The 24015-nt window shown below is 62.4% G+C and carries 24 protein-coding genes; 18 read left to right on the top strand and 6 right to left on the bottom strand.

What is annotated here, in order from left to right; all coding sequences use genetic code 11:
* Positions 1 to 5: 5 nt before the first annotated feature.
* Complete coding sequence (locus WJU21_RS15945; RefSeq protein ID WP_346324441.1) at positions 6 to 2141, bottom strand: type IV secretory system conjugative DNA transfer family protein; 2136 nt, start codon at positions 2139 to 2141, stop codon at positions 6 to 8.
* Positions 2138 to 2653: a hypothetical protein gene (locus tag WJU21_RS15940; protein ID WP_346324440.1), complete on the bottom strand. Its 516-nt coding sequence runs from the start codon at positions 2651 to 2653 to the stop codon at positions 2138 to 2140. The genes WJU21_RS15945 and WJU21_RS15940 overlap by 4 nt, the downstream gene beginning before the upstream one ends.
* A 1110-nt stretch (positions 2654 to 3763) precedes the next feature.
* On the opposite strand from WJU21_RS15940, the gene WJU21_RS15935 reads away from it, so the two are divergent.
* Positions 3764 to 5248 (top strand): thymidine phosphorylase family protein, encoded by a 1485-nt coding sequence (locus tag WJU21_RS15935; RefSeq protein ID WP_346324439.1) that lies wholly within the window; start codon positions 3764 to 3766, stop codon positions 5246 to 5248.
* On the top strand, positions 5245 to 6138 hold the full coding sequence (locus WJU21_RS15930; protein WP_346324438.1) for a ribose-phosphate diphosphokinase: 894 nt from the start codon (positions 5245 to 5247) through the stop codon (positions 6136 to 6138). The genes WJU21_RS15935 and WJU21_RS15930 overlap by 4 nt, the downstream gene beginning before the upstream one ends.
* Positions 6139 to 6211: 73 nt before the next feature.
* Here WJU21_RS15930 and WJU21_RS15925 read toward each other — a convergent pair whose 3' ends face one another.
* Positions 6212 to 6406, bottom strand: a complete 195-nt coding sequence (locus tag WJU21_RS15925; RefSeq protein WP_346324437.1) for a hypothetical protein — start codon at positions 6404 to 6406, stop codon at positions 6212 to 6214.
* Positions 6403 to 6669 carry a hypothetical protein gene (locus tag WJU21_RS15920; protein ID WP_346324436.1) on the bottom strand — a complete coding sequence of 89 codons (267 nt, stop codon included), beginning with the start codon at positions 6667 to 6669 and terminating at the stop codon, positions 6403 to 6405. The genes WJU21_RS15925 and WJU21_RS15920 overlap by 4 nt, the downstream gene beginning before the upstream one ends.
* Positions 6670 to 6949: 280 nt before the next feature.
* On the opposite strand from WJU21_RS15920, the gene WJU21_RS15915 reads away from it, so the two are divergent.
* The gene (locus tag WJU21_RS15915; RefSeq protein WP_346324435.1) at positions 6950 to 7468 is read left to right on the top strand and encodes a DUF2062 domain-containing protein; all 519 of its coding nucleotides are present in this window, start codon (positions 6950 to 6952) and stop codon (positions 7466 to 7468) included.
* Positions 7469 to 7790: 322 nt separating this feature from the next.
* On the top strand, positions 7791 to 8633 hold the full coding sequence (locus WJU21_RS15910; protein ID WP_346324434.1) for a hypothetical protein: 843 nt from the start codon (positions 7791 to 7793) through the stop codon (positions 8631 to 8633).
* Between the two features lie 20 nt (positions 8634 to 8653).
* Here WJU21_RS15910 and WJU21_RS15905 read toward each other — a convergent pair whose 3' ends face one another.
* Both WJU21_RS15905 and WJU21_RS15900 read right to left on the bottom strand, forming a co-directional pair.
* Positions 8654 to 9589, bottom strand: a complete 936-nt coding sequence (locus WJU21_RS15905) for an MlaD family protein (RefSeq protein ID WP_346324433.1) — start codon at positions 9587 to 9589, stop codon at positions 8654 to 8656.
* Between the two features lie 256 nt (positions 9590 to 9845).
* Positions 9846 to 10271, bottom strand: coding sequence for a hypothetical protein (locus tag WJU21_RS15900; RefSeq protein WP_346324432.1), 426 nt, complete (start codon positions 10269 to 10271; stop codon positions 9846 to 9848).
* Between the two features lie 134 nt (positions 10272 to 10405).
* Between WJU21_RS15900 and WJU21_RS15895 the strand changes: the two genes are divergently transcribed.
* The 14 genes from WJU21_RS15895 to WJU21_RS15830 are packed head-to-tail and all read left to right on the top strand — an operon-like array spanning position 10406 to position 24012.
* Entirely contained in the window at positions 10406 to 11146 is a 741-nt protein-coding gene (locus WJU21_RS15895; protein ID WP_346324463.1) for a beta-ketoacyl synthase chain length factor, read from the top strand.
* Positions 11125 to 11913 (top strand): lysophospholipid acyltransferase family protein, encoded by a 789-nt coding sequence (locus tag WJU21_RS15890; RefSeq protein WP_346324431.1) that lies wholly within the window; start codon positions 11125 to 11127, stop codon positions 11911 to 11913. Before WJU21_RS15895 ends, WJU21_RS15890 begins: the two co-directional genes overlap by 22 nt.
* Positions 11906 to 12169: a phosphopantetheine-binding protein gene (locus WJU21_RS15885; protein ID WP_346324430.1), complete on the top strand. Its 264-nt coding sequence runs from the start codon at positions 11906 to 11908 to the stop codon at positions 12167 to 12169. Before WJU21_RS15890 ends, WJU21_RS15885 begins: the two co-directional genes overlap by 8 nt.
* Positions 12166 to 12420, top strand: coding sequence for an acyl carrier protein (locus tag WJU21_RS15880; protein ID WP_346324429.1), 255 nt, complete (start codon positions 12166 to 12168; stop codon positions 12418 to 12420). The genes WJU21_RS15885 and WJU21_RS15880 overlap by 4 nt, the downstream gene beginning before the upstream one ends.
* Positions 12407 to 12976: a hypothetical protein gene (locus WJU21_RS15875; RefSeq protein WP_346324428.1), complete on the top strand. Its 570-nt coding sequence runs from the start codon at positions 12407 to 12409 to the stop codon at positions 12974 to 12976. The genes WJU21_RS15880 and WJU21_RS15875 overlap by 14 nt, the downstream gene beginning before the upstream one ends.
* Positions 12973 to 14628 carry an AMP-binding protein gene (locus WJU21_RS15870; protein ID WP_346324427.1) on the top strand — a complete coding sequence of 552 codons (1656 nt, stop codon included), beginning with the start codon at positions 12973 to 12975 and terminating at the stop codon, positions 14626 to 14628. The genes WJU21_RS15875 and WJU21_RS15870 overlap by 4 nt, the downstream gene beginning before the upstream one ends.
* On the top strand, positions 14625 to 16328 hold the full coding sequence (locus tag WJU21_RS15865; RefSeq protein ID WP_346324426.1) for a glycosyltransferase: 1704 nt from the start codon (positions 14625 to 14627) through the stop codon (positions 16326 to 16328). Before WJU21_RS15870 ends, WJU21_RS15865 begins: the two co-directional genes overlap by 4 nt.
* A complete protein-coding gene (locus tag WJU21_RS15860; RefSeq protein ID WP_346324425.1) occupies positions 16325 to 17881 on the top strand; it encodes an aromatic amino acid ammonia-lyase in 1557 nt (518 codons plus the stop codon). Before WJU21_RS15865 ends, WJU21_RS15860 begins: the two co-directional genes overlap by 4 nt.
* Complete coding sequence (locus WJU21_RS15855) at positions 17878 to 18297, top strand: acyl-CoA thioesterase (RefSeq protein ID WP_346324424.1); 420 nt, start codon at positions 17878 to 17880, stop codon at positions 18295 to 18297. Before WJU21_RS15860 ends, WJU21_RS15855 begins: the two co-directional genes overlap by 4 nt.
* Positions 18246 to 18848, top strand: a complete 603-nt coding sequence (locus WJU21_RS15850) for an outer membrane lipoprotein carrier protein LolA (protein ID WP_346324423.1) — start codon at positions 18246 to 18248, stop codon at positions 18846 to 18848. Before WJU21_RS15855 ends, WJU21_RS15850 begins: the two co-directional genes overlap by 52 nt.
* Positions 18845 to 21067, top strand: a complete 2223-nt coding sequence (locus tag WJU21_RS15845) for a hypothetical protein (protein WP_346324422.1) — start codon at positions 18845 to 18847, stop codon at positions 21065 to 21067. Before WJU21_RS15850 ends, WJU21_RS15845 begins: the two co-directional genes overlap by 4 nt.
* Entirely contained in the window at positions 21060 to 22280 is a 1221-nt protein-coding gene (locus WJU21_RS15840) for an NAD(P)/FAD-dependent oxidoreductase (RefSeq protein WP_346324421.1), read from the top strand. The genes WJU21_RS15845 and WJU21_RS15840 overlap by 8 nt, the downstream gene beginning before the upstream one ends.
* Entirely contained in the window at positions 22271 to 22849 is a 579-nt protein-coding gene (locus WJU21_RS15835; RefSeq protein ID WP_346324420.1) for a DUF3261 domain-containing protein, read from the top strand. Before WJU21_RS15840 ends, WJU21_RS15835 begins: the two co-directional genes overlap by 10 nt.
* The gene (locus WJU21_RS15830; protein WP_346324419.1) at positions 22846 to 24012 is read left to right on the top strand and encodes a beta-ketoacyl-ACP synthase; all 1167 of its coding nucleotides are present in this window, start codon (positions 22846 to 22848) and stop codon (positions 24010 to 24012) included. Before WJU21_RS15835 ends, WJU21_RS15830 begins: the two co-directional genes overlap by 4 nt.
* Positions 24013 to 24015: the final 3 nt, after the last annotated feature.

The following is a 24015-nucleotide window of genomic DNA, read 5'->3' as shown; positions in this document are numbered from 1 at the left end:
CCGGATCACCAGTTGGGCGACGGGTCGGTGTTCAGCGTGTCCAGATCCTGGTGCAGGGCTGGGTCGGCCGCTGGCGGTTCGATCGTGGGTGGACTCTCCGAAGGCCGTGCCTGCGCCGCACCTCTGTTCGGGAACGCGGCCCCTCCGACGCCATCCAGTTCGGTGTAATGGACAGCGTATTTGCGGCGCATGGATGCCCGCAGCGCCTGGCTGTCACTGGCCGACATGCGTGGCATCTCCTCCATGGAGCCATAGGGGAACTGCAACGGCACGGCGCCCTTGGTGATGCCGCGCACCGAGGCGGCGAAGGACAGTTTCGGTTGGGCTTCGATCAGCGCCGGATCACAGCCCATCATCTGTGCCAGCGCCCTTGCGTCCCTGGCGGAGACGCCGCCGGCGAACTTGATGGAGGTGTTAGCGGAGAACGCTTCCTGCAGCCTGGGATCGAGCTGCCCCAGATACTGGTGGGCCAGCACCATGCCCACATTGTACTTGCGGGCTTGGGACAAAATAATCCCGATATTGTGGTCGAAGTAGTCGGCGGCCTCGTCGATGTAAACGAAGGTGGGCATCCGCTTCTCCGGCGCCAGCACGGCCCGCTCCTGGGCCGCCTGGGCGATCAACGCGATGAAGAAGCGCCCGAAGATCTCCGTGCCGGTTTCCTTCAAGAGGTCCTTGGCGGTATTGATCAGGATGACCTTGCCGGCATTCATCTCGGCGAACAGGTCGAGCTTCGATCGGGGATGCGAGAACATCCGCTCGAAGGTCTGGTTCTCCAGGATGCCCCACAACCGCCGCAACACCTGCTTCCTCGTCTGCTCGAATTCCTTCGAGCCGAACTCGGTCTCGAAGAAATGCCGAGGCGTACCGCCCAGCTTGGCGATGTGGCTGGCGAACTTCACCTCGCTCCTGGGTTCCATCAACTCGCGCAGCGTGTGGATGGTGGCATTGGGGATGTGCAGCATCAGGCGGGTGACGTAACGGAAGATGACACTCTGCTTCTGGGTCATCTCCGCCGCCAGCAGCGAGCCCAGCACGAAATCGTACAGCTCCAGGATGGAGTTGGTCAGCCGCTCGCGCTCCAGTTGTGGGTAGCTGTTGAGGCGCTCCATGCCCACGTCGAACAGGTTGAGCGACACCGGCCACTCGACGTCGGTCGGGTCGATGATGCAGATACGGTCATAGAGCGGGCCGCCCGGCGCGAACAGGCTCAGCCTCGAGATCATGTTGATCAGGTCGCCCTGGCTGTCGAGCACCACGACCGATGCCGCGCCGCGCGCGACCGCGTCGAGATCGTGTCCAACCAGGTATTGCAGCGCCTGCGTCTTGCCGTGGCCGGTGCCGGCGACGATGTGGTGATGCTCCAGGCGGGCGCTTGCCGGCAGGGCGAAGTCGGCCATGCCGGCGAACAACATCGGTAGTGGCGTGCCGCCGAGATAGGCGCCGATGAGCGCCTCGGGATCCTTGATGTCCGACTGCGACGGCAGCTTCACCGCCCGCGTGAAGCCGCGCGGGTCGTCCGGGTTGCCGCCCGACGCCGTGATCACATTGCCGTCCAGCCGCCGGCGCAGCCGGGGGAACAGCCTGCGCGCCTCGATCTCCTCGTCGAAGAACGCCAGCACAACCTGGTCCGCCACGGCGCCGACGCTCTTCATCAGGCTGGTCCGCGGCACTGGAATGGTGATCGCGTCCAGTCCATCGGCGGGTGCGATCGGGAGAGACAGTTCCGTCGCCGCATGGCAGTTGGCAAGCGCCGTCACCACATGCGCGCATACGGCATCGAAATCCGTGAGCAACTCCTTCTGGGCGGTCAACTGATCTTTCAGCGCCCACCACTGCGAGACCGAACGACGCCCAGAGAATGCGAAGTCCGGCAGGATGAACAGGGACTCGTAATCGAACAGCTTGAGCGCCAGCGCGGTCAGGACGTCGATGGCGTGGTCCTGACCCGGCAGGCCGGTCATACGGACGGCCTCTTGCGCCAACGACAACGCCAGTTCCCGTCTGCCGGCGGGCCGGGACAGGCCGTGTTCGGCAAGCAGGGATCGCACCTCCCGGTGCAGTTGCCTCGCGGCCGCTTCGTCGCTCGGCTGAAACAGCCCGTAGACGAAGGCGTGGAGCCGGGCGGCGAGGTGAATCATGGCCCCTTGATCATCAGCAGCTTCGCGCGGTCAGGATCGGAAGCCGGGATCGGGATCGTCTCCGTGCCGTCCCAGTTCTTGGCGCTCTCCATCACGTCCCGCAAATACCCGGTGATGGTCTTCAGCCAGGCTTCCCGGCGAGCCAGGTCGATCACGCTGTCGCAACTAAAGTGCCTGCCATGAATGAGGTCTCGGACAAACACCGTCTCGCGCTTCCGGTCGTAGTGGAACCAGCCGGCGCCGCCCGCAGCCACGAGGACCAGGATGATCTTCAGCGAGGAACCGACATCCATGGCGCCCAGCAGCAAATATGCCGCGACCGCCGCCCCGATACCGACAAGGATCGCATTCCGCAGCAGATTGGGCTGGAAGATGTCGACCAGGATGGCCTTGTCGAGAGCGTAGCGGTTGAGGATAGCGAGTTCGGATTGCTCGAGGTCGATCTTGCTCCAGAGCTTGAACCGGACAAATCGCGGCATCGAGGTTTGGTCACGTTTGAACAATAGATTCATGAATGCCTCCCATACCCAATCCGGGTATTGAAAAGCCTCGCGCTCGCCGCGTCAAGCCCTTCCGTGCGCCGCCCGCGCTTCTCGTGAAGAGAGTAGGACGGAGCGAATGAAGTCACGGTTGGGAGTTCGCCCGAATGGTTACAGAGTGTGAATCAGTGTCCGCCTATGCACGGGGATAGGCGATGGGGATAGAGGCGGAACATCCCTATCCCTCTCAATGGTGCAGTTCTTCAACACCCGTCTCGGCACACCTCATCTGCTTCCATCGTCCCTGACAAGAAGACGGCCGGTAGCTATGTCGGATAGGGAATCACCTTTAGCAGAGACCGCCCAGACCTTTCTCGCGACGCTCAAGGCGACAAACTCTGTTCCGGATCAGAACCTGGCTGGTCAGAGCATGGCCCAGTGGCTGGCCTGGGCAGAGAAAAGTGCAGGAGAGTGATCCCCCTAATCAAGGTATCGACGCCATCTTCGGATCGATCGGAAAGGTCACAGCATGGAGCTATCGGGATTGATGCGTACGACGCCTTACTGAGAGGAACCGCATTCCTCTGACGGATCACAAGATCGTGAATCTTGCCCTTCTAATGGAAAAGTGGAATCGAATTAGGGAATCACGCGAGTGTGGTAAACATCAACCGATTTCGGGGGTATCTCATGGGGTATCTCATGTAAACCACCTTTCTAAATATTTTTTTAATCCAATTAGATAACATCCGACTTAGATTCCGCCCCTGGCACCATCACCCACTCCCAAGACAGAACATAGCAGCTCAAAAACCGCGGTTGTCTGCGGTTTCTTGGGGGTTGCGCCGTTCACTGGTGAACATGGGTCAGCCTTGCATCCCATAAGATCCGGGATATCGCCTTGGGTATGGCCAAATACCCCAGCAGGGGATTTGCAGATTTCTGCCATCGGTCCGGCATGTGAATGCCCAGACCCTCTCAACTCACTGGCTTGTGACAAGGCGTTTCCTGAAGACCTTGCGGCACGGGGCGCTCCGCAGGTATCTGATGGTCTCTGCCAGAATTCGGACAAGAGCCGGGTATTCGACATACGCTGAACACGCCCGTGGTCTTGGCGGTGCAACAGGGGCAAGATTCTAGACAATGAAGATCAAGCGTATCGCCATCGATACCCACCCGGACAACACGGCCTTCCTCTTGCGCGAGGCGAAGGGCTACTCGCCCGAACAGTTCCAGGCGCTGCGAAAACTGGAAATCGGCAACGGCAGTGTCTCGATCCTGGCGACGCTCGCAATCGTCGATGATGCGCGCCTGCTGGAACCCGGCACGATCGGTCTCGGCGAGCAGGCATTCCGGCGACTTGGATTGCCCGAGGGCAGCGAAGTCACCTTCAGGCAGGCGCCGGTTCCGCACAGCCTGGAACATGTCCGCCGAAAGATCGATGGCGATTCCCTGGACGACGCCGATATCCGGGAGATCATTCAGGATATAGCAGCCTATCGATACTCGCCGATGGAGATCGGCGCGTTCCTGGTTGCCTGTGCCGGTTTCATGACAACCCACGAGACGCTCGCTCTCACCCGCGCAATGGCTGACGCCGGCCGACGCATGCGCTGGGGCGCCGACATCGTGGTCGACAAACACTGCATCGGGGGAATACCGGGGAATCGGACGTCCATGATCGTGGTGCCCATTGTCGCAGCGCATGGTCTGACCATGCCCAAGACCTCGTCCCGCGCGATCACCTCTCCGTCGGGAACCGCGGACACGATGGAGGTTCTCGCGGCGGTAGATCTGGCGGAAGACAAGCTCATTTCTGTCGTCGAGCAGGAGCATGCGGTGCTTGCTTGGGGCGGGCGCGTAAACCTTTCGCCCGCAGACGACATCCTGATCACCGTCGAGCGCCCCCTGCGCATCGACACATTCGAGCAGATGGTCGCCTCGATATTGTCGAAGAAGCTCGCCGCGGGCTCGACCCACCTTCTTATCGATATTCCCATTGGGCCGAGCGCCAAGGTGCGGTCGAAGCGCGAAGGGGTTCGCCTGCGTAAACTCTTCGAGTATGTCGGCCACAAGCTGGGTCTGGTCCTCGATGTGGTCTTTACAGATGGATCACAACCCATCGGCCGAGGCGTCGGCCCGGTTCTTGAGGCGCGAGATGTCATGGCGGTGCTGCGAAACGAGGACGACGCGCCGGCCGATCTGCGGGACCGGGCGCTGATGCTTGCCGGCCGGGTGCTCGAATTCGATCCCGCTCTCGTGGGAGGACGCGGCTATGCCCGGGCAATGGAATTGCTCGGCTCGGGCGAGGCGCTGGCGGCAATGGAGCGGCTGATCGACGCCCAGGGGCGGCGCACGGAAGTTCTGGAGCCCGGTATCCACCAGCACGAAACCCTTTCCCCCACCGCCGGCAGGATCGCTGCGATCGATTGCCATCTGATCGCCCGTATTGCTCGCCTCGCGGGCGCGCCGATGGACAAGGGCGCAGGCATCGACCTGCTACGAAAGGTCGGCGATCAAGTTCGACAGGATGAGGTTCTCTACCGCATCCACGCCCATTCGGAGACTGGGCTGGTCTATGCCCGCGAACTGGCGTCGACGACCTCGGGCTACACGGTGACGCCATGAGTTCGGCTGTCTTCGCCTTTCCCGACGGCACGCCGCAGGCTGCGGTGTTGGCCGACTATTGCGGAATTCCGCTACGACCGATCGACCTGCATCGTTTTCCCGATGGCGAAAGCCTTGTCCGGGTTCACGGCAGTGCCTCCACGGCGTTGTTGTTTCGCTCGCTCGATCATCCGAATGACAAGTTGATCGAATTGCTGCTGGCAGCGTCAGTCTTGCGGGACCAGGGAACGAAACGGATCGTCCTGGTTGCGCCGTATCTTGCATATATGCGCCAGGACAAGGCCTTCCACGACGGCGAGGCTGTGAGCCAGCAGGTCATCGGCAAGTTCCTGGCGACATGGTTTGACGGGGTGGTCACCGTCGATCCGCATCTTCATCGCATCAGGAAACTGGACGAAGCGTTCGGCGGAATCCCTGCCATTGCCGTTTCCGCATCTTCGGCCCTCGTGCAGGCCATCGCAGACGATCTCGATCCCCGTACGGTTCTGGTAGGACCGGACAGCGAATCCCGTCCCTGGGTGGAGAGCATTGCCCGTCCGCTCGGCCTTGAGGTGCTGATTGGCGAAAAGGTTCGCATCGGGGACCGCAAGGTTGACCTGGCTATTCCGGATATTGCCTCGGTGCGTGATCGACCGGCGATGCTGGTCGACGACATGGTGTCCAGCGGCACCACGTTGATTGCCTGTGCGCGGCTGCTCCAGGATGCAGGCGCGACGGGGGTGGAAGCGGTGGTAACGCATTCGCTGGCCTCAGAAGCAGACCTTGAGCGGTTGGCCAGCCACGGCATCTCGCGCCTGCGCGCATCGGATTCGACATCAAGTCCGATCGCATCCATTCCCTTGGCCCGGGTGCTCGGCGACGCAGTCCGCAGTCATGGCTGGCTGGACTAGCGGCCGCCACCTGGTCTCAAGCGGAGACTTCACCCGCACATCGGGGCAGATTGCCGGCGCGGGCGGTATTCCCTCAGTAAATCCAGATGCGCGCCACTGTCGCGATGATCAGAAGCGACGCCAGAAGGATGCAGAGCATGAAAAACTTTCCGCCCCAGCCTGCCTTTTTCCCCCAGAAAAAGTAGAGGGCCGCGAGGATACACAGCGCCGCAAAGGCAACCGTCGATATCGCCAGGACGTCGCCAAACAGGCCTCTTGCCTGGTTCATCGCCCCGCCCCCTTCGCATCCGCGATAGCGTCAGACGGGATGCAGAACGTATACGGCGCCATCGGATCGTCCTCGATCTCCCTCGCCCTCCGGCCGGCATGACCCGGCGTCTCGTCGACGGTCCGCCTGCGTGCGGACAGGCTCATCTCCACGCGATCAAGACCCGGCCTCGGCAATTCATCGATCGCCTGCTGGAAACCGGCCGCCGTCTCGAACACGGCGACGCCCTCGGTTGATTCCCGCTCTTCACCTGCTGCCGTCATCGCTCGCTCCACTGTTTGTGTCAGGCCACGATAATATGCTGGAGCGGGCACTCGAATTGATCCAGATCATGTAGAGGATTAGCGCATGACGGCGAGCGCGCGCAGGTCCGCTGAATGCTGGCGGGCACGCCGCGCCCTGCCCTTCAAATGGCTCGTTGACCATTGGAAACGGCAGGACGATGGGTCACAGTGCTGGTGTGAATAGTGCAGGCGAAAGCCGCAATCCGGCCGGACATTGATGAGAAAGAGCCTAAAGCGCTTCTTGCCCGCGGCAGAGACCATGCGCGGCCACCGGTGGCTGCGATGGCTGGGACCGAAGCTTCACCATCCGCGTCTCTGGCATCTGTCGCGCCGTGGAGTAGCGCTGGGATGCGCCATTGGCGTGTTCTTTGGCCTGCTGATCCCGGTCGCGCAGATTCCCCTTTCAGCGGCGGCGGCCCTCGCCCTGCGGGCCAATCTCCCGGCCGCCGTCGTCAGCACGCTGGTCTCCAACCCGGTGACCTTTGGCCCAATCTATTATTTCGCCTACCGTGTCGGCGAGGCGGTAACCGGGGTGAAGGCCCGTCCGTTGACGGCCGAGACCCTGACGCCCAAGGAAAGCGGGCTGGGCGAGTGGCTGCGCTTCTGGTGGCACTATCTGGATACGCTGGGCAAACCCTTGATCACGGGACTGCTGCTGATGGCCGTCGTCTCGTCGGCGCTTACCTACGCCCTGGTCAGTGGCCTGTGGCGGCTGACAACAATTCTCGCCTGGCGAAAGCGCCCAAGGCGCCCGAAACCGCCGCCCGACGCACCGTAAGGTCCGGACGAAATTCCCCTCCCGCCAATTGTGGTGGCTGCCATCGGCGCAATAGCAGGCCATAGCGCGCCGATGCGCGCGGCGCGCCCAATGGGCCAGCCGTACACCATGGACGCGCAATATCAGCAGTTCTCCACGCCAGGGCGCGCAAATCCGGCGCCTCTCCGTGGCCTCGCCGAAGAGGGCGTCATCCCCATTTCAATCTTCTTGACCATTGCCGGGACTATGGCACGCCCTGTTCCGAGCCTCGAGTGGACGCGAGTTGCGCGTCCCGGTATGCTCCAGTGAATTGAATTATTGTACTATTCATGTGGGATTAGTGATGAAGAGATTGCTTGTTTGTCTGATTCTTGCCGTGAGCACTCTCGCCACGACACCCGCGGCCGCGAAAACGAAAAAGACGATCGAGGCGGAGGACGCAAAAAGGGAGGAGCGAAGCGCCAGACAGAAGGTCATCATTGAAGAGGAAGCGGGAAAGCTTGCGCCTCTGACCGTGGATCTCTCGGAATTCAGCACATTCGAGGTCGTGCCACTGACTTACAGCGACGCCGTTGCGAAAGAAGAAAAAAAGGTCAAAGCCGCCAAGGGCCTAGAATCCCAGCTCCGTACAGTGCTTGGGGCAACGTTTTCCGAGTGGACCGCCAACGCACCGGCGAACGGGCGTAAGCTGGTGGTCGCGCCGTATGTCGTTTCATTGAAGATTGTCGGCGGCGGCACCCGCTTTTTCGTTGGCGGACTCGCTGGTGATTCCGAGATAACCATGGATATTCAACTCGTCGATGGCGACACCGGGGCCCTGATAGGGAGCCCCACAATCGCCAAGTCGTCGAGCGCGCTGGCGGGCGCCTGGAGCTTCGGAGCCAGCGACAACAATCTCGACATGTACATTGCCGAAATCGCCAACCAATATTTGGTGAACAATTACCATGTGGAAACCGCCGCGCCCGCCACGGCGCCGGCAAAGCTTATTGCTCTGCCAGATGAGCCGGTCGGCCAGGAGGCGGCGCCTGCAGATTTATCGCCTCCGACAGAAGCTCTGATCTCCGATGAGGCATACCAGCCAGGGGACGACGCCCTGCCTTCCGACGCCATACCTGGTGAAGAGGCAGGGCCGGCTGTGCCGCAAGAGCGCGCCATCCCCGAACCGGCGGTCGATTCAGAATAACCCGCCGGCAAGGTACCGGTTTATGGCGTTGGCAGGTCGACGACCGGCGGATCGGGTTTGAACAGCATCTCGATCCGATCATCCTCAAGATGTTCCATCGTAGTGTTGAACGGCGCAGCCGCCCGCCGGATTTCGGTCGAGAACGCGGAGATATCCGCCAGTGCACCCGACGACAGGCCGGACAGCGACGCACGCTTTTCCGTAACCGTCGCATCCAGATCGGCGCTCAATTTTTCAAGGTCCTTGGCGGCCTCGCGCAGGCTCGTGATCGTCGCCGGCAATTCATCCGCCGACGCGGTCTCCCATGTCGCCGCGAACCGATTGAGTTCGGCCATGTTGTTGCGGGCATCAACGATCGCCTGCTTGTAGCCGCCGCTCTGGGCGACATACTCGCCCGAGGCGGTCTCGATCCCCTCGAGCGTCTCGGTGAGCCTGACGATGTTCTCGTCGCTCATATACTCGGCAGCGGCGTCGAGCGCCTGCAGGGTGGACGCGAGGATTTCAGAGGCCGAGCGCGTGGTGCCCGGGGCGGCGGCGCGCGTCCTGATCGTGGCGTATTCCTCGCCGTCCGCGACGGTCAGCGGTACACCAGGCTTGTCGTCGGTGCCGTCACTCAGAAGCTGCACGAACGAAACGCCGGTAAAGCCCATCGCCTCCAGCGTGGCCAGCGTATCGGTGGTGACCGGCGTGTTCGCGAGAACCCTGATCGTGACAACGACCCTGCCCGCCTTGCTGTAATCCATGGCGATGGTGCGCACTTCGCCAACCAGCAATCCGTTGAACCGGACTTCGGCAGCCTTCGCCAGGCCACTGATCGGCCGGTCGAAGTGAATATCGTAATAGGTGTAGGCCTTCCTCGAATCCGCCCTCGCCACAAGGAACAGCGCAACGAACGCGACGGTGAGCAGGACCAGCACCGCGGCACCCACCAGGACATTGAATCTGCGGGTTTCCATATGTAGGGCTATGACTCCGACCTCGATAGCAAGCTTGGCAACGATTTTACGACGAACCAGACACACCGTGTCGCTGAACGCCATCGACTGGCACCCGGACAGCGAAAGCCGCTGCATCTTGGGCGTTCGCCGACCGCCGCGATAGGGAAAAGTCACCCCGGCCGGCAGACTGGCCCGGCGACCGGCGCGATCTCATGGAAGACCTCGCCGGCAGGTGTGCTGCATCTCCGGCGGCGCGAGGACATCCGGCAGCGTCTCACAGCCTGGTGAACTGCTCCCGAATCCTGTCAGCCATGAACTCGATCCATTTATTGTAGTTCCGGTGAATTTTATGGCCGTCATAACGCAGCATTTGGCTGTCATTATAGGTGATGCTGTAGGTCTCCGGCGTAAAGATGATGTCGACCTTCGCGAAGTGGCGACGCAGGGTCAACTCGGCCTGCAGGTGGCCATCCTTGATCTTGGTCACCAGCCATCCCTTTTGCACAGCCCCGGCCCGGATAGCCCTTTCGACCTCCATCAGGTTCGGTCGGTCACCACTACCGGTAGCGACCGGTTCATCGACGATGTTGAGAATCGGCTTGGTGCGGCCAAAGGCGGCATCCGCGTGGCCACTCCACGACGTTGCGATGAGCAAGACCGCCGCCGCGGCAATTATCCTGAACATTCCGTAGGCCTTCATGCTCCCCTCGCGCTGCCCGACGACGTTGCCGCGCACAGCCTACAGCTGGGATTTCACCATTGGCAATTGTCGCACGCACCGGCAGTCGCCCGCGTCTGCCAAAGGTTGTACAGATAGGCGCCGGCTTGACCGGCGTGCCCTTTTCGCAGCGGATAACGGACGTGGATTTCCAGGACTCGGCCTATATTCTGGATTGGTCGGCGCTTCTGACAATTGGTGGCAGCCTGGTCGGCTTCGGTGCCACCGTAGAGGAGTCGGCCATCAAAGCCAGCCAGCGGAGGCGACTGACACCCTATGGCCGGGTTGCTTTCCGTTGCGCGCTTGGCTTGACCAATCATGGTGACAGCGCCGGCCTGGTCTTCTGCTCGCAGCACGGCGACACCAACCTGACGCTCGACTTGCTGCAGACCCAACTGACGGGCGCCTTGCTTTCGCCCACCGGCTTCTCACTTTCTGTGCACAACGCCGTTGCCGGTCTGCTCGATATCGGTCGCGGCAGCCACACAGGCCATGTCGCGATTTCGGCCGGCTCCCAGACCTTGAGCGCCGGCATGACCGAGGCGCTACTGCGACTTCACGATCAGCCTGGCACCGCCCAGATATTGCTCCATGTCGATACCCCATTGGCCGGAGCCTACCCACCCGACGCGCAGCCCCCGGCCGTCTGCGGTTTTGCTCTCCGGCTCGCGGCAACACACGCGTCTGGCAGCTTGGGGAAGGTGACGCGCGGCAACATTCCGGATGGCGCTCCAGATTCCGAGGTCGCATCCCACGAACTGGTTGCTATGCTGACCACATATCTGGACGCAAGGACCGGCCCCCCCGGTTTCGGGTGGACCGCTCAAGGCTCGACGTGGGAAATATCAACCTATTAAGACGACTTGATTTTGCCTGGCGGCTCTTTGGGACCGGCCTTTCGTTCTCTTTGTTCGGCATCGGCGGATTGTTTCTTTCTCTCTGCGTGCTCGCCCCGCTCAACATCGTCGTGCGCTCGCCCCAGCGCCGCCGGCAGGTCGCCCAGCGTCTTATCGCACGGGGCTTCAGCCTGTTCCTGTGGTTCCTGCAGTCCATCGGCGTAATGCGCATGGAGATCGCGGGGCGCGACATCCTTGCCACGGAACGGGGCACGCTGGTGGTCGCGAATCACCCCACGCTCATCGATGTCATCCTGCTGGTGGCTCACACCCGAGCGGCACTATGCGTCATCAAGGGGGATATACTGCGCAATCCATTCATGCGCGGCGTTGTTGGCGCGGCGGGCTACATCCCCAACGACGCGGACCCCGAAGCGCTAATTAGAGATTGCGCCCGCGCGCTCAAAGATGGCAACAATGTGATCATGTTCCCTGAAGGTTCGAGGACCAAGATCGGGCTTCCGAGAACATTGCAGCGTGGCGTGGCTAACATCGCATTGAGAACAGCCGCTCCTATAAGGATCGTTACTATAACGTGCGAGCCTCGAACGCTGTACAAGGGACAGAAGTGGTTCGATATCCCGCCGCGGCGCTGGTTGATTCGTGCGGAAGTTCGGGGCCGGATTGAAACCGCCACACAGTTCGGAGAGCTAACTCCGACCCTCGGCAGCCGCAGGCTGACTGAACATTTGTCGAACATCTTCACGGAGTTGTTGGGGGATGGATAAAATTGAAGATGACATTCGACGGTTGATCGTCGAGGCGCTCAACCTGGAGGATATGTCTCCAGAAGACATTGATCCCGCGGAACCGCTTTTCAATGACGGCCTGGGTCTTGATTCCATCGACGCACTGGAGATCGGGGTCGAACTTCAGAAGCGGTTCGGAATCAGCATCGATCCGGACGACGACACGATCGCCGATCACTTTTACAGTGTCCGGACATTGGCGCGGTTCATTCAAGAACAGCGGGTTGCGTCATGACGACAGAGAAGGAAGTTTTCGAGACGATCAGGGGCTATCTGGTCGAATTGTTCGACATTCCCGAAAACACCATCGTCATGGACGCCCATCTGGGAGATGACCTGGATCTGGACAGTATCGACGCGGTGGATCTGGCCCTTAAGATACAAACCATGACCGGGCGCAAAATCGCCGCGGACGAGTTCCAGTCCGTCCGCTATGTCCGTGACGTCGTGAGGCAGATTCACGGCATGATCAATGAGCCGGCCTAGTCTTCATTCAGCGCTGCTAGCCGCCGTCATCGCCGTCTATCCCATTATAGCCGGCCTCGGCATTCAATTTGTCGATGGCGGTGCGATCTTCTGGGTGCTTGTCGTTCTTCTGGCCGCGCGCCTGCTATTGCCGAAAGCCCGCAAAGTGCCCACGCCGGTGACAATGGCGCTTGTCTGTGTCATCGCCGCAGGCATCGGCGTCAGCCTTGAAGACCCGTCTCTCGCTACCCGTCTTTATCCGGTTTTCATGAATGCCGCGCTGGCCGGAGCGTTCGTCTACAGCCTGGTCATGCCACCCAGCATCATCGAAAGCCTTGCGCGGATTGTGGAGCCGACGTTACCCGAAGAAGGAATCCGCTACACACGGAACGTGACCGCCATCTGGATGGGTTTCTTTCTGCTGAATGGCGCCATTGCACTGTGGACGGCGCTGGCATCCACCTGGACCGTATGGAGTATCTATAACGGCTTCATTTCCTACCTGCTCGCCGGCCTGCTGATGTGCGGCGAAATGCTGGTCCGGCGACATGTCCGGACAAAGAGGGCCTCGGCATGACGGCGTTCGGCATGAAAGCCGACGACTCCGTCGCTTTCGTGACCTCTGCCGGACCGATGACATCCGGCCAGGTCCGCCGCGCCGCGGCTGGCATCGTGGACCTCATCGGCCAGTCCGAACGCCCGGTCTTTCTCTACTTTGATCATGCCGTCAACTTCCTACCCGCCTTCCTGGCGTGCCTTGCCATGGAACGGGAAGTGGTCCTGCCCGGACATGTAGCGCCCAAATATCTCGAGGAAATCGGCACAGCGGACGGGCTGCTGGTTACCGATGTGCCGGGACTAGGCGCGAACGCGGTCATGCCGCCAGGCGAGATGAACGCCAAGTCACCGTCCTTGCTCCCGTCGCTCGAGACCGGCGTGACCTTTCTGACATCGGGTTCAACCGGACAGCCCAAACGGTGTCGCAAGCGGTTCGCCCAACTCGCCGCCGAAGTGGATGCCCTGTCCACGCTTTGGACACTGCCGCCGGGTCCGGTCGTATCAACAGTGTCCCACCAGCATATTTATGGGCTGCTGTTCTCGGTGCTGCTGCCCTTGCGGGCCGGCCGTCCGATAATCGCTACACGGGCGCAGGGCTGGGACGACGTCGCACGCCAGCTCGTCGGTGGCGATGCAACCCTTGTCACCAGCCCGGCGCATCTGTCGCGCATTCCAAGCGAACTTCCGGCCTCATGCAGACCGGCCGCCATTTTTTCGTCGGGAGCGCCGCTCAGCCCCGAGGCTGCAAACAATGCCCACCATCAGTTAGGTGTTCTGCCCACGGAAGTCCTCGGCAGCACGGAAACCGGGGGAATCGCATGGCGGCGCCAGGCGATGGGCGGCGAAACCTGGACGCCGTTGCCCGGCGTCGCCGCCAGCGCCGGCGAGGACGCCCTGCTGACCGTCGCTTCACCCTTCTGCGGCGACGGCATTCCTGCCCACACCGGCGATCTCGTCCGGTTCGAAAGCGATGGCCGGTTTGCGCTTTTCGGCCGTGGCGACCGCATTGCGAAGATCGAAGGCAAAAAAGTTTCTCTGGCCCGGGTCGAGCAGGCGCTCATGGAGCTCGTCGAAATCGACAATGCCGCGGCTATCGACCTTCCTGACCGGAGCGGTGCGCTCGGCGCCGCCGTCGTGCTGTCCCGCACCGGCGCGAAGCGCCTTGGGGAAATCGACAAATTCCGCTTCGGCCAGGAATTGCGCTCAAGGCTCGCAGATCGGCTCGAGCCCATGGAACGGCCCAAATTCTGGCGCTTCGTGACAAGGCTTCCTGAAACTGCGCACGGCAAACGGCTGCCCACCGACCTGCGCGTGATGTTTTCGGCCTCGCCCCCCACCATGCCAATTATCCGGCATGAAGCGGCGGATGCCGGCAACGCCGTGTTTCAGATCGAGCTGCAGGACGATCTTTGCTGGTTCGAAGGGCATTTCCCACAAATGCCGCTGCTTCCGGGTGTCGCGCAATTGCATATCGTCGCCGCGCTGGCGAACCGGACATGGAACATCGACGTCTCGGGCCGTGACTTGTCGCGCGTCAAGTTCCGCCGGCCGACCCACCCCGGCGATGTGCTGACGCTCAGCCTGAAGCGAAACGGGCGCACACGGGTCGATTTCGAATATGCACGGGGCGGCGAAATCACCGCCAGCGGCTCGATGAGCGGACGGCCATGACAGCCACCTGCGCCATTGTCCCGACATTCAACCATCACCAGGTTCTGGAAGCGATCCTCGACCGGCTGGCGGCGCTGGCTCTGCCGGTCATCGTCATCGACGACGGCAGTGGCCCCGTGGCAGCCAGAACGATCTCGACCATATGTCAGAAGCGTCCCGGCGTGGAACTGCTGCGACATGACATCAATGCCGGCAAGGGCTTTGCGGTTGTTCGCGGATTGCGGCGGGCGCGCGACCGCGGCTTCTCCCACGCCCTGCAGGTAGATGCGGACGGCCAGCACGACCTGGCCTTTGCGCCCGACCTGCTGGCGCTGTCGCGGCAGGATCCCGACGCGCTTGTCTCCGGCCGTCCGCGATATGACGACACCGTGCCTCTGGGCCGCCGGATCGGGCGCTGGGTGACCCATTTCTGGGTGTTCATCAACTCGCTGTCGCTCGACATCAAGGACAGCATGTGCGGGTTCCGGGTCTATCCGCTGGGAAAGACGCTCCTGGTGATCGACGAGGAGCGTATCGGCATGGCGATGGACTTCGACATCGAAATCCTCGTGCGCTGCCATTGGCGCGGGATACCGATCCGTTCTATTCCCGTCAAGGTGACCTACCCGGCCGGCAATCACTCGAATTTTCGCCTGTTCGCGGACAACCTCCGCATATCGGCGATGCATACGCGCCTGTTCTTCGGCATGCTGCGGCGCCTGCCACGACTGGCCACCCGCAGGCAACGAAATCCGGGATCGGACTCGCACTGGGCTCAGTTGGGCGAGCGCGGCGCCTATTGGGGCCTGGCCACTCTCGGCTTCGTCTACCGGATGCTCGGCCGGCGGCTGTGCCTGGTGGCGCTGGCGCCCATTGTGCTGTTCTTTTATCTGACTGGCCCAAGCCAGCGCCGGGCATCGCTGGACTATCTGCGCCGGGTGTGGCGCGCCGGGTCACTCTCCCGCCCGCCGGGACAGATCATGGTGCTGAGGCACTTCATGAGCTTCGCATCCTCGGCCATCGACAAACTGGCGTCCTGGACCGGCAGGCTCAACCTGTCGAAAGTCGACGGCATTCTCGACGGACCGCTCGCCGAAGCCGAGCAAACGGGCAAAGGCTCGTTCGTGATTTCGGCCCATCTGGGCAATCCCGAGGTGATGCGCGCCATTGCCAGCCTGACCGGCCGCTGGAAGGTCAATGTGCTTGTCCATACCCGCCACGCTGAAAACTTCAACAGGTTGATGTCCTCGTTCAGCCGCAAATCCTCGGTGCGGCTGATTCAGGTGACCGAGGTTGGCCCGGCCACCGCGATCATGCTGAGCGAGGCCATCTCACGCGGCGAATGGGTGGTTGTCATGGGCGACAGGGTGCCGGTGGGCGACTCGCGCCGGGTCTGTTCTGCCCCCTTCCTCGGTGCCATGGCCGACTTCCCTCAAGGACCGTTCATCCTGGGCGCTCTGCTCAAATGTCCGGTATACCTGTTGTTCTGCCTGCGGGAAGGCGACGGTTACAAAGTCCACTTCGAAACCTTCGCCGACCGCCTTGAATTGCCGCGCGGCAATCGTGAGCGGGCCGTCAATGCGCACATCCGCCGCTATGCGGCACGCCTTGAGACACATGTGCGGCTGGCGCCGCTCCAGTGGTTCAACTTTTATCCGTTCTGGCGCTCGGAGTCGCCGCCGGCTCCCGTGGTTGCCGAAGCACAAGGAAAAGCCGCATGAAGCCCGTGGTCATTTTCGGCGGACGGGATGCCACGGTCCGTGACATCTGGAACATCTCGCGCAGTAGCGCGACCGCCGAACTCGAGTCCGGCCCGGCATTCTCCGAACATGTCGGCCGATCCGCCGCGGTCATCGAGGACATCATCGCCCGCAACGGTGAGATTTACGGCGTCACCACGGGTTATGGCGACAGCTGCACCACGACGATCCCCGCCGATCTGGTCCGCGAACTGCCGCTACACCTGACACGCTTCCACGGCATCGGCATGGGCCGCTTCCTGACCCCCGAAGAAACCCGAGCGGTCATCGCTGTACGGCTCTCGACATTGGTTCGGGGCTGGTCCGGCGTAAGCATGGACCTGCTGCAAATGCTGCGCGACATGCTGCGCTTCGACATCCTGCCAATGATTCCAGCCGAAGGTTCAGTCGGGGCGAGCGGCGACCTGACGCCGCTGAGCTACATCGCTGGCGCGCTGGCCGGCGAGCGGCGCGTCCGGTTCCGCGGCGAAGAGGTCATGTCACGGGTCGCGTTCCAGCGCGTTGGCCTCGCGCCCATCGTGCTCAAGCCCAAGGAAGCGCTCGCGGTAATGAACGGCACCTCGGTCATGACCGGTCTCGCCGTCATCGCCTTCGAGCGCGCTCAGTTCCTGTCGGCGCTCAGCACGCGCCTGACCTCGCTCACCTGCCTCAGCCTGATGGGCAATCCGGCGCATTTCGACGACCGTCTGTTTATCGCCAAACCTCATCCGGGACAGCGGCGGGTGGCAACGCGCATCCGCGACGATCTCGGAGCGTTCGCCGCCCGGCACAAGGATCAGCGTATCCAGGACCGCTACTCCATCCGCTGCGCGCCCCATATCATCGGCGTATTCGAGGACATGAGCGGTGCGTTCCGCACGGTGCTGGAGACCGAGATCAACAGCGCCAATGACAACCCGCTGATCGATCCCGAGACGGGCGACATCCTGCACGGCGGCAATTTCTACGGCGGTCATGTCGCATTCGTGATGGACGGCGTGAAGACACTGGTCGCCAACCTCGCCGACCTGATGGACCGGCAAATGGCCCAGCTTGTCGACGTGCGCTACAACCAAGGCCTACCCGCCAATCTCAGCGGCTCGACCGGTCCGCGCGCCACCATCAATCACGGCCTGAAGGCACTGCAAATCTCCATGTCCGCCTGGACAGCCGAGGCGCTGAAGCTGACCATGCCGGCCAGCGTGTTCTCACGCTCGACCGAATGCCACAACCAGGACAAGGTCTCGATGGGCACCATTGCCGCGCGTGACTGCCTGCGTGTGGCCGAACTCACCACCCAGGTCGCCGCTGGTCTGATGATCGCGGTGACCCAGGCGATGAGACTCAGACAGCGTCAGGGCGACATCTGCGATGCCGACATGAGCGAACCGCTGCGCACGTTCATCGCAACAGCCGGCTCAGCTATTCCCTTTATCGAAGAGGACGCGCCGCTCGACATGGTGGCGCACCAGCTCTGCGCCCAGATCGACGCTGGCGCCTGGTCGCTCTACAACGAGGCAGACCCGCCGCGATGAAGCCGATCGCTTCAGCGACGCTGGCCATCGAGGTCCAGTTCTACGATCTCGACCCCATGAATGTCGTCTGGCACGGCAACTATCCGCGCTACTTCGAGGCTGTTCGGCGCGTGCTGATGGGTGGCATTGGCTATGGCTACGAGGCAATGCGGAACTCGGGTTTCGCCTGGCCCGTCATCGATATGCATGTCCGCTACTACCGCCCCCTGAAACTGGACACCCGGGCGGAAATCACCGCCGGCATCGTCGAGTGGGAAAACCGGCTGAAGATCAAGTATCAGATCCGCGACATGGGCAGCGGCAAGAAGCTGACCACCGGCCACACGGTGCAGGTCGCGGTGGACCTGGCCACAGAGGAAATGAAATGGCGAAGCCCGCCGATATTGTTCGACAAGCTGGCGCCATTCTTGCCCTGATCAGCGGGCTGGCTTGCGTCGTACTGGTGCCGGCAGGCGCAGCGGCGGAGCCATGCCTCTCGCCTGACCAGCTCAAGCCCAAGAATGTGCGCCAGAGTTTCGTCCAGCAACGCACATTCGCCAACCTGCCAAGGCCGCTTGTTTCCGAGGGTACCGTCGCTATCGACGACGACACGATCGTCTGGACCACGACCAGCCCGTTCAAAGTGCGCATGACCCTGGCGAAGGACGGCATGACCCAGTCCGTCGACGATGGCCCTGACGAGGCCATGAACATGACCGGCGACATCAGCGCCGTGATCGTCCGCGTGACATCGGCATTGGTCCGCGCGCGATGGAGCGAGCTGACCTCGTTCTTCACGGTGACGACGGCAATCCGGCCCGACACCAGATGGCTCGTCACCCTCAGCCCCAAGAGCGGGTCCTTTGCTGCATTGCTTGGAAAAGTGGAGGTGTCTGGCTGCCGGACCGTTTCGGAGGTCACCATCACCCGCGCCAATGGCGATCACGAGTCAATCCAGTTTCGCAATGAGGCGGTCGAAGCGCCATGACGCGCGCTCACGCTGCCGCAGCCATTGTCGCGAGCATGCTCGTCTGCGCGGCACTTTTTGTCGTAGTGAGCTTTTCTCGCGGCCTGCCTATAGACAACGATATCCTGTCGCTGCTGCCCGCCCATGCCCGCGATATCACCCTGTCGGACGCAGTGACCAGGGCCGGCGCGGCCGGATCGAGCCGTATCGTGTTGCTCGTGTCGGGGGGTGCGCCAGAAAACCGGGATACGGCGACGAAAGACCTGGCGCAGCGCCTCGCGGTCTCGGGCATGTTCCGGCCGGCGAGCGACGATGCGCGGCAAATATGGAACTGGCTGCACGCCAACCGCACAGCCCTGCTTTGCCCGGATGACCGGCACAAGTTCGATCAGGGTCGAGGCGGCGAGGTCGCCGCCGCGGCGCTACGCCAGTGGTACATGCCCATGTCGCCCGCCAGCAGCCAATTGCTGGCGACCGATCCCCTGCTGCTGACGCCCACGCTGCTGTCCTGCATCGCGCCCTACAACATGACGCTTGTGCCGACGGGCGACGGCAGGCTCATCGCAGGCAGCCTGTCGCAATCTGCCTATCGCCTCGATGTGCAGGACACGCTTTCCGCACTGATCGACGACTGGAAGGCGGCCTGGGCACCGAAGCAGGTCAGACTCGACCGCGCTGGCGCCGTGTTCCACGCCGACGAGGGCGGCCGTAACGCCCGGCAGGAAATTTCGCTGATCACGTCGGCGACAGCCATCGCGGTCTTCGTCCTGTTCTGGAGCGTATTCGGCACCTTTCGCTCGGTGGGTCTGGGGCTGGTGGTCATCCTCAGCGGCGTGATCGCGGGCCTGGCGGCCACTCTCGCGGTGTTCGGCACCATCCACGTAATCGCGACCGTCTTCGGGGCGGCGCTGACCGGCATCGCCGACGATTACACCATCCACTATCTGATGACCGGCGTTGGCGGCCAGAACGCCTCCGTCGAGCGGCGCAAGGGCGAAGTATCCCGCGGCGTCCTGGTGTCGCTGGTCGCCGCCGTCGGCGCGTTCACCGCACTTGCCTTTTTTCCCGTGGTCGTGTTCCAGCAGATTGCCCTGTTCGGCGCGGCTGGACTGGCGGCATCGGGTCTGGTGGCATTGACCATCCTGCCGCTGCTGGACAACGGCAAGCGGCGGAAGGGTATCGGCCTCCCCCTGTTGGACCGCGTGGCGGCATGGCTGCTGTCGCATCGTCCCGAAAGGCGTGCGGGCGCCGCGATTGCCCTGGGATTTACCGGGATTGTGACTGCGGCTGCATTGAACTGGGAGGTGCTGGACGATATCGGCAAGTTCCAGGTTCCGTCAGAGATCCTGCGGACGGAAGCAGACGCAGTAACGGCGGCGACCGGCTTCACCACCCCGGTGACGTTCATGCTGGTCAGCGGTCGGTCAGCAAGCGCCGTTGCGGCGAACGAGGAGCATTTGATCCGGGAATTGGACGGTGCACCGGTCCGTCCGGTAACGGCAGCGACATGGTTCGACCCGTCACCGGCACGGCGCCAGGCAAACCAGGCGCTCATCGCTGACCAGCTCATCAAGCCGCATCTGGCATCGCTCACCGCGTCGCTTGGAATAGAAACATCGGCCATGTACGACGAGCCCGAGGAAAGCGCGCCTTTGCCCGACATGATCGCAGCGCTGCGTGGATCGAGTGGCGACACTGCGTGGTCCATCGTGCCGGTCATGTCCGACCCCATGCTGCCGCCGAACCGAAACTGGCGCTTCGTCGATCCCGCGGCCGAATATTCGGCCGTGCTGGGCGCGTTCAGGGAACAGGCATCCTGGGGGCTGCTGGGCTCGACGCTGGTCGCCGGCCTGATCGTACTGATCGCTTACCGACGGTTTGCCGCGCTGCGGATACTGATCCCTGCATCGATGGCGCTGGTGCTGACGCCGGCACTGCTCGTCCTTGCGGGCGTGCCCTACTCGTTTTTCTCGGCGATGGCGCTGTTCCTCGTTCTCGGCGTCGGTATCGATTTCGCTGTTTTTCAGTGGGAGCATCCTGGTGAAGCTGGTCGCTGGACCCGCGTCGGCGTGCTGATGGCTGCCATCACCACTATCGTTTCGACGAGCCTACTGGGCTTCAGCGACGTTTACCCTGTACATGCCTTCGGACTAACCGTGGCCCTCGGTATTGTTCTCAATCTCATTCTTTCGCCGCTGGCCCAGCCGCGGAATTCTGTTCGGATAAAAGCACATGGATAGCGAGATCATCATCATCGGTGCCGGACCTGCAGGCTCCGTCGCGGCAAGTATGCTGGCGCGGATGGGCCGCAGCGTCACAGTGCTCGAAAGCGCAACCTTTCCGCGATTTTCCATCGGCGAAAGCCTGCTGCCCCAGATGATGGAGTTCCTCGAGGAAGCGGACCTGCTCAGGGACGTGGTGCAGCACGGCTTCCAGTACAAGAATGGTGCATTGTTCGCCCGCGGCGATGAACTGACCTCCTACGACTTCCGGCAGAAGCTGTCGCCGGGATGGGGAACCACCTACCAGGTGCGGCGCGACCAGTTCGACGAATTGCTGGCGAAAGGCGCCCAACGCCACGGCGCGAATATCCTGTTCAGGCAGACTGTGACCGCGTTCACGCCCGACGCCGAACGTCCGTCGCTGCGGGTACGGGACGAAAACGGCGACGAACGCACCATGACCGCCCGTATGGTGCTGGATGCAAGCGGCTTCGGCCGGGTGCTCGCCCGGATGCTCGACCTGGAGGAGCCGGCCGCGTTTCCGCCGCGTATGGCGCTGTTCACCCACTTCAAGGATCACATCTCGGCGCACGATTACGATCGCAACAAGATACTGATCAGCGTTCATCCCGAAAACCACGCCATCTGGTACTGGATGATCCCGCTCGCCAACGGCCAGACCTCCGCTGGCGTTGTCGGCGAAGTTGCGGATATCACCGCCGCCGGTGCCACGCGGGAAGAGCGCTACAACCGGTTGCTGCACGAGTCCGGACTGATGGGCCGGCTTCTGTCCAGCGGCGAGATGATTCGCGATATCGGCGAGATAGCCGGCTATGCCTGCAAGGTGAAGCATCTGTGGGGGCCCGGATATGTGCTGTTGGGCAACGCTGGCGAGTTCCTGGATCCGATCTTCTCGTCCGGCGTCACCATCGCGCTCAAGTCAGCGTCCCTGGCGACCAAGGCTGTCGATCGGCAGCTGAATGGCGAAGCGGTCGACTGGGACGCGGATTTCAGCAGGCCGCTGATCAAGGGCATCGACACGTTTCGCACCTATGTCGCTGCCTGGTATGACGCATCCTTGCAAAGGATCATCTTCAACCAGCCGCGCAATGCGGGCGAGATCACGCGCTCGATCAACGCCGTGCTTGCGGGATATGCCTGGGATGATAACAACCCGTTCGTGCGCGACCCCGTCAGGTACCTCAATCTGCTGAAAACCCTATGCGCTTGAAATCCATCTCCATCGTGGCGCTGCTGATCGCCGGCTGTGCAAGCCGCCAGCCAGGGCCGATCGCGCCGGCACCCGACACGACGATGATCGCGCCCGGCGTGACCATGACGCTTTCGCGGCTAACGCCCCTCGAATCTGGCTTGGATGTGTCCCAACTCGTGCAGGCGCGCTATCAGAACCGCGCGGACACCTTCCTCGCCACCATCCAGACCTCGCCCGGCACGGTGACTGTAATGGTGACGATGCCGTCGGGTCCGCCGCTGGTGACCATCGTCTGGGAGGACGGCAAGATTAGCGGCAACAAGGCGCCGATGCTGCCCGATTCCATGACGCCCGACCATCTCCTTGCCGATCTCATGAGCGTCTATGCCTCCAGTACCACGCTCAATGGAGCGTTGACCGGCGCCAAGGTGGTCGACGATGGCACCTCCCGCACCATCGAGCAGGACGGCAAGGTACTGGTTCGCATCGTCCGGCCTGCCGGAGACACGTGGACCGGCACAGCGTCGTTGCACAATCTGGCCTTCGGATATCAACTGGGCATCAAAAGCCGCAGAATGAGCCCATGACCTCCGGCCCGGCCGTCTATATCAACGCTTGGGATGTCGCCAACGCGCTCGGCGGCAACCGCCGGACCGTGGCCAACAGCCTGCTGGCCGGACACAAGGGCATCAACGGCACCTGGCGCGTCGGCGGGCGCGACGTGCCCGTCGCGCGGCTCGAGGTGGAGCCGGCTGCGCTTCCTGACGATCTGGCGCCGTGGGAGAGTCGGAACAACCGGCTGGTCCTGCACTGCCTGACCCCGCTGAAGCCGCAAATAGAGGCGGCGCTTGCCAAATGGGGCCCACGCCGGCTCGGCGTGATCATCGGCACCAGCACGTCCGGCATTTCCGAGACCGAACACGCCCTCAAACGACGCGCAGTGACTGGAGAATGGCCCAGCGGCTATCGCTACTCGCGCCAGGAACTGGGCGATACCGCTGCGTTTGCCGCCCGGGTGATCGGCGCAACTGGTCCGTGCTACGCGGTATCGACGGCCTGCACGTCGGGCGTCAGGGCGATGATCAGCGCCGTGCGCCTGCTGCGCGCCAATCTGTGCGACGCGGTACTGTGTGGTGGGGTGGACACTTTGTGCGACCTGACGCTTCAGGGATTCGCCAGCCTGCAGTCCCTGTCTTCAGGGGGCTGCAATCCATTCAGCATCAACCGGGACGGCATCACCATCGGCGAAGGCGGCGCGCTGTTTCTGTTGTCACGTGACGAGAGCGACCTGAGAGTGAGCGGATGGGGAGAAAGCTCCGACGCGCACCATTTCAGCGCGCCGCATCCCGAAGGCGTCGGGGCGCGGCTGGCTGTTTCCGATGCATTGGGAAGGAGCACGTACCGCCCCGGTGACATCGCCTATATCAACCTGCACGGCACAGGCACCGCCCTGAACGATTCCGTCGAAGCCGCCGTGATGCACGACATCTTCGGACCGGAAACGCCTTGCAGCTCGACCAAGGGGATGACCGGCCACATGCTTGGCGCCGCCGGCTCCAATGAGGCAGCGTTCCTGGCCATCGCCATGACCCATCGCAAAGCCCTGCCGCATGTCTGGGACGGTGCCACGGACCCATCGCTTTCCGCGATCAAACTCGCCACCGATGAAACCGTCGATGGCAGAACCATGCTCAGTTGTTCCTACGCCTTCGGCGGCAACAACGCGGCGATCATCCTGACGCGCGAGTAGAGA

The sequence above is a fragment of the Emcibacter sp. SYSU 3D8 genome (assembly GCF_039655875.1).
In the GTDB taxonomy this organism is placed as follows: Bacteria; Pseudomonadota; Alphaproteobacteria; order SMXS01; family SMXS01; genus RI-34.
Note: the sequence above shows the minus strand (reverse complement) of the source record. Positions and strands in the feature narration are given on the sequence as shown.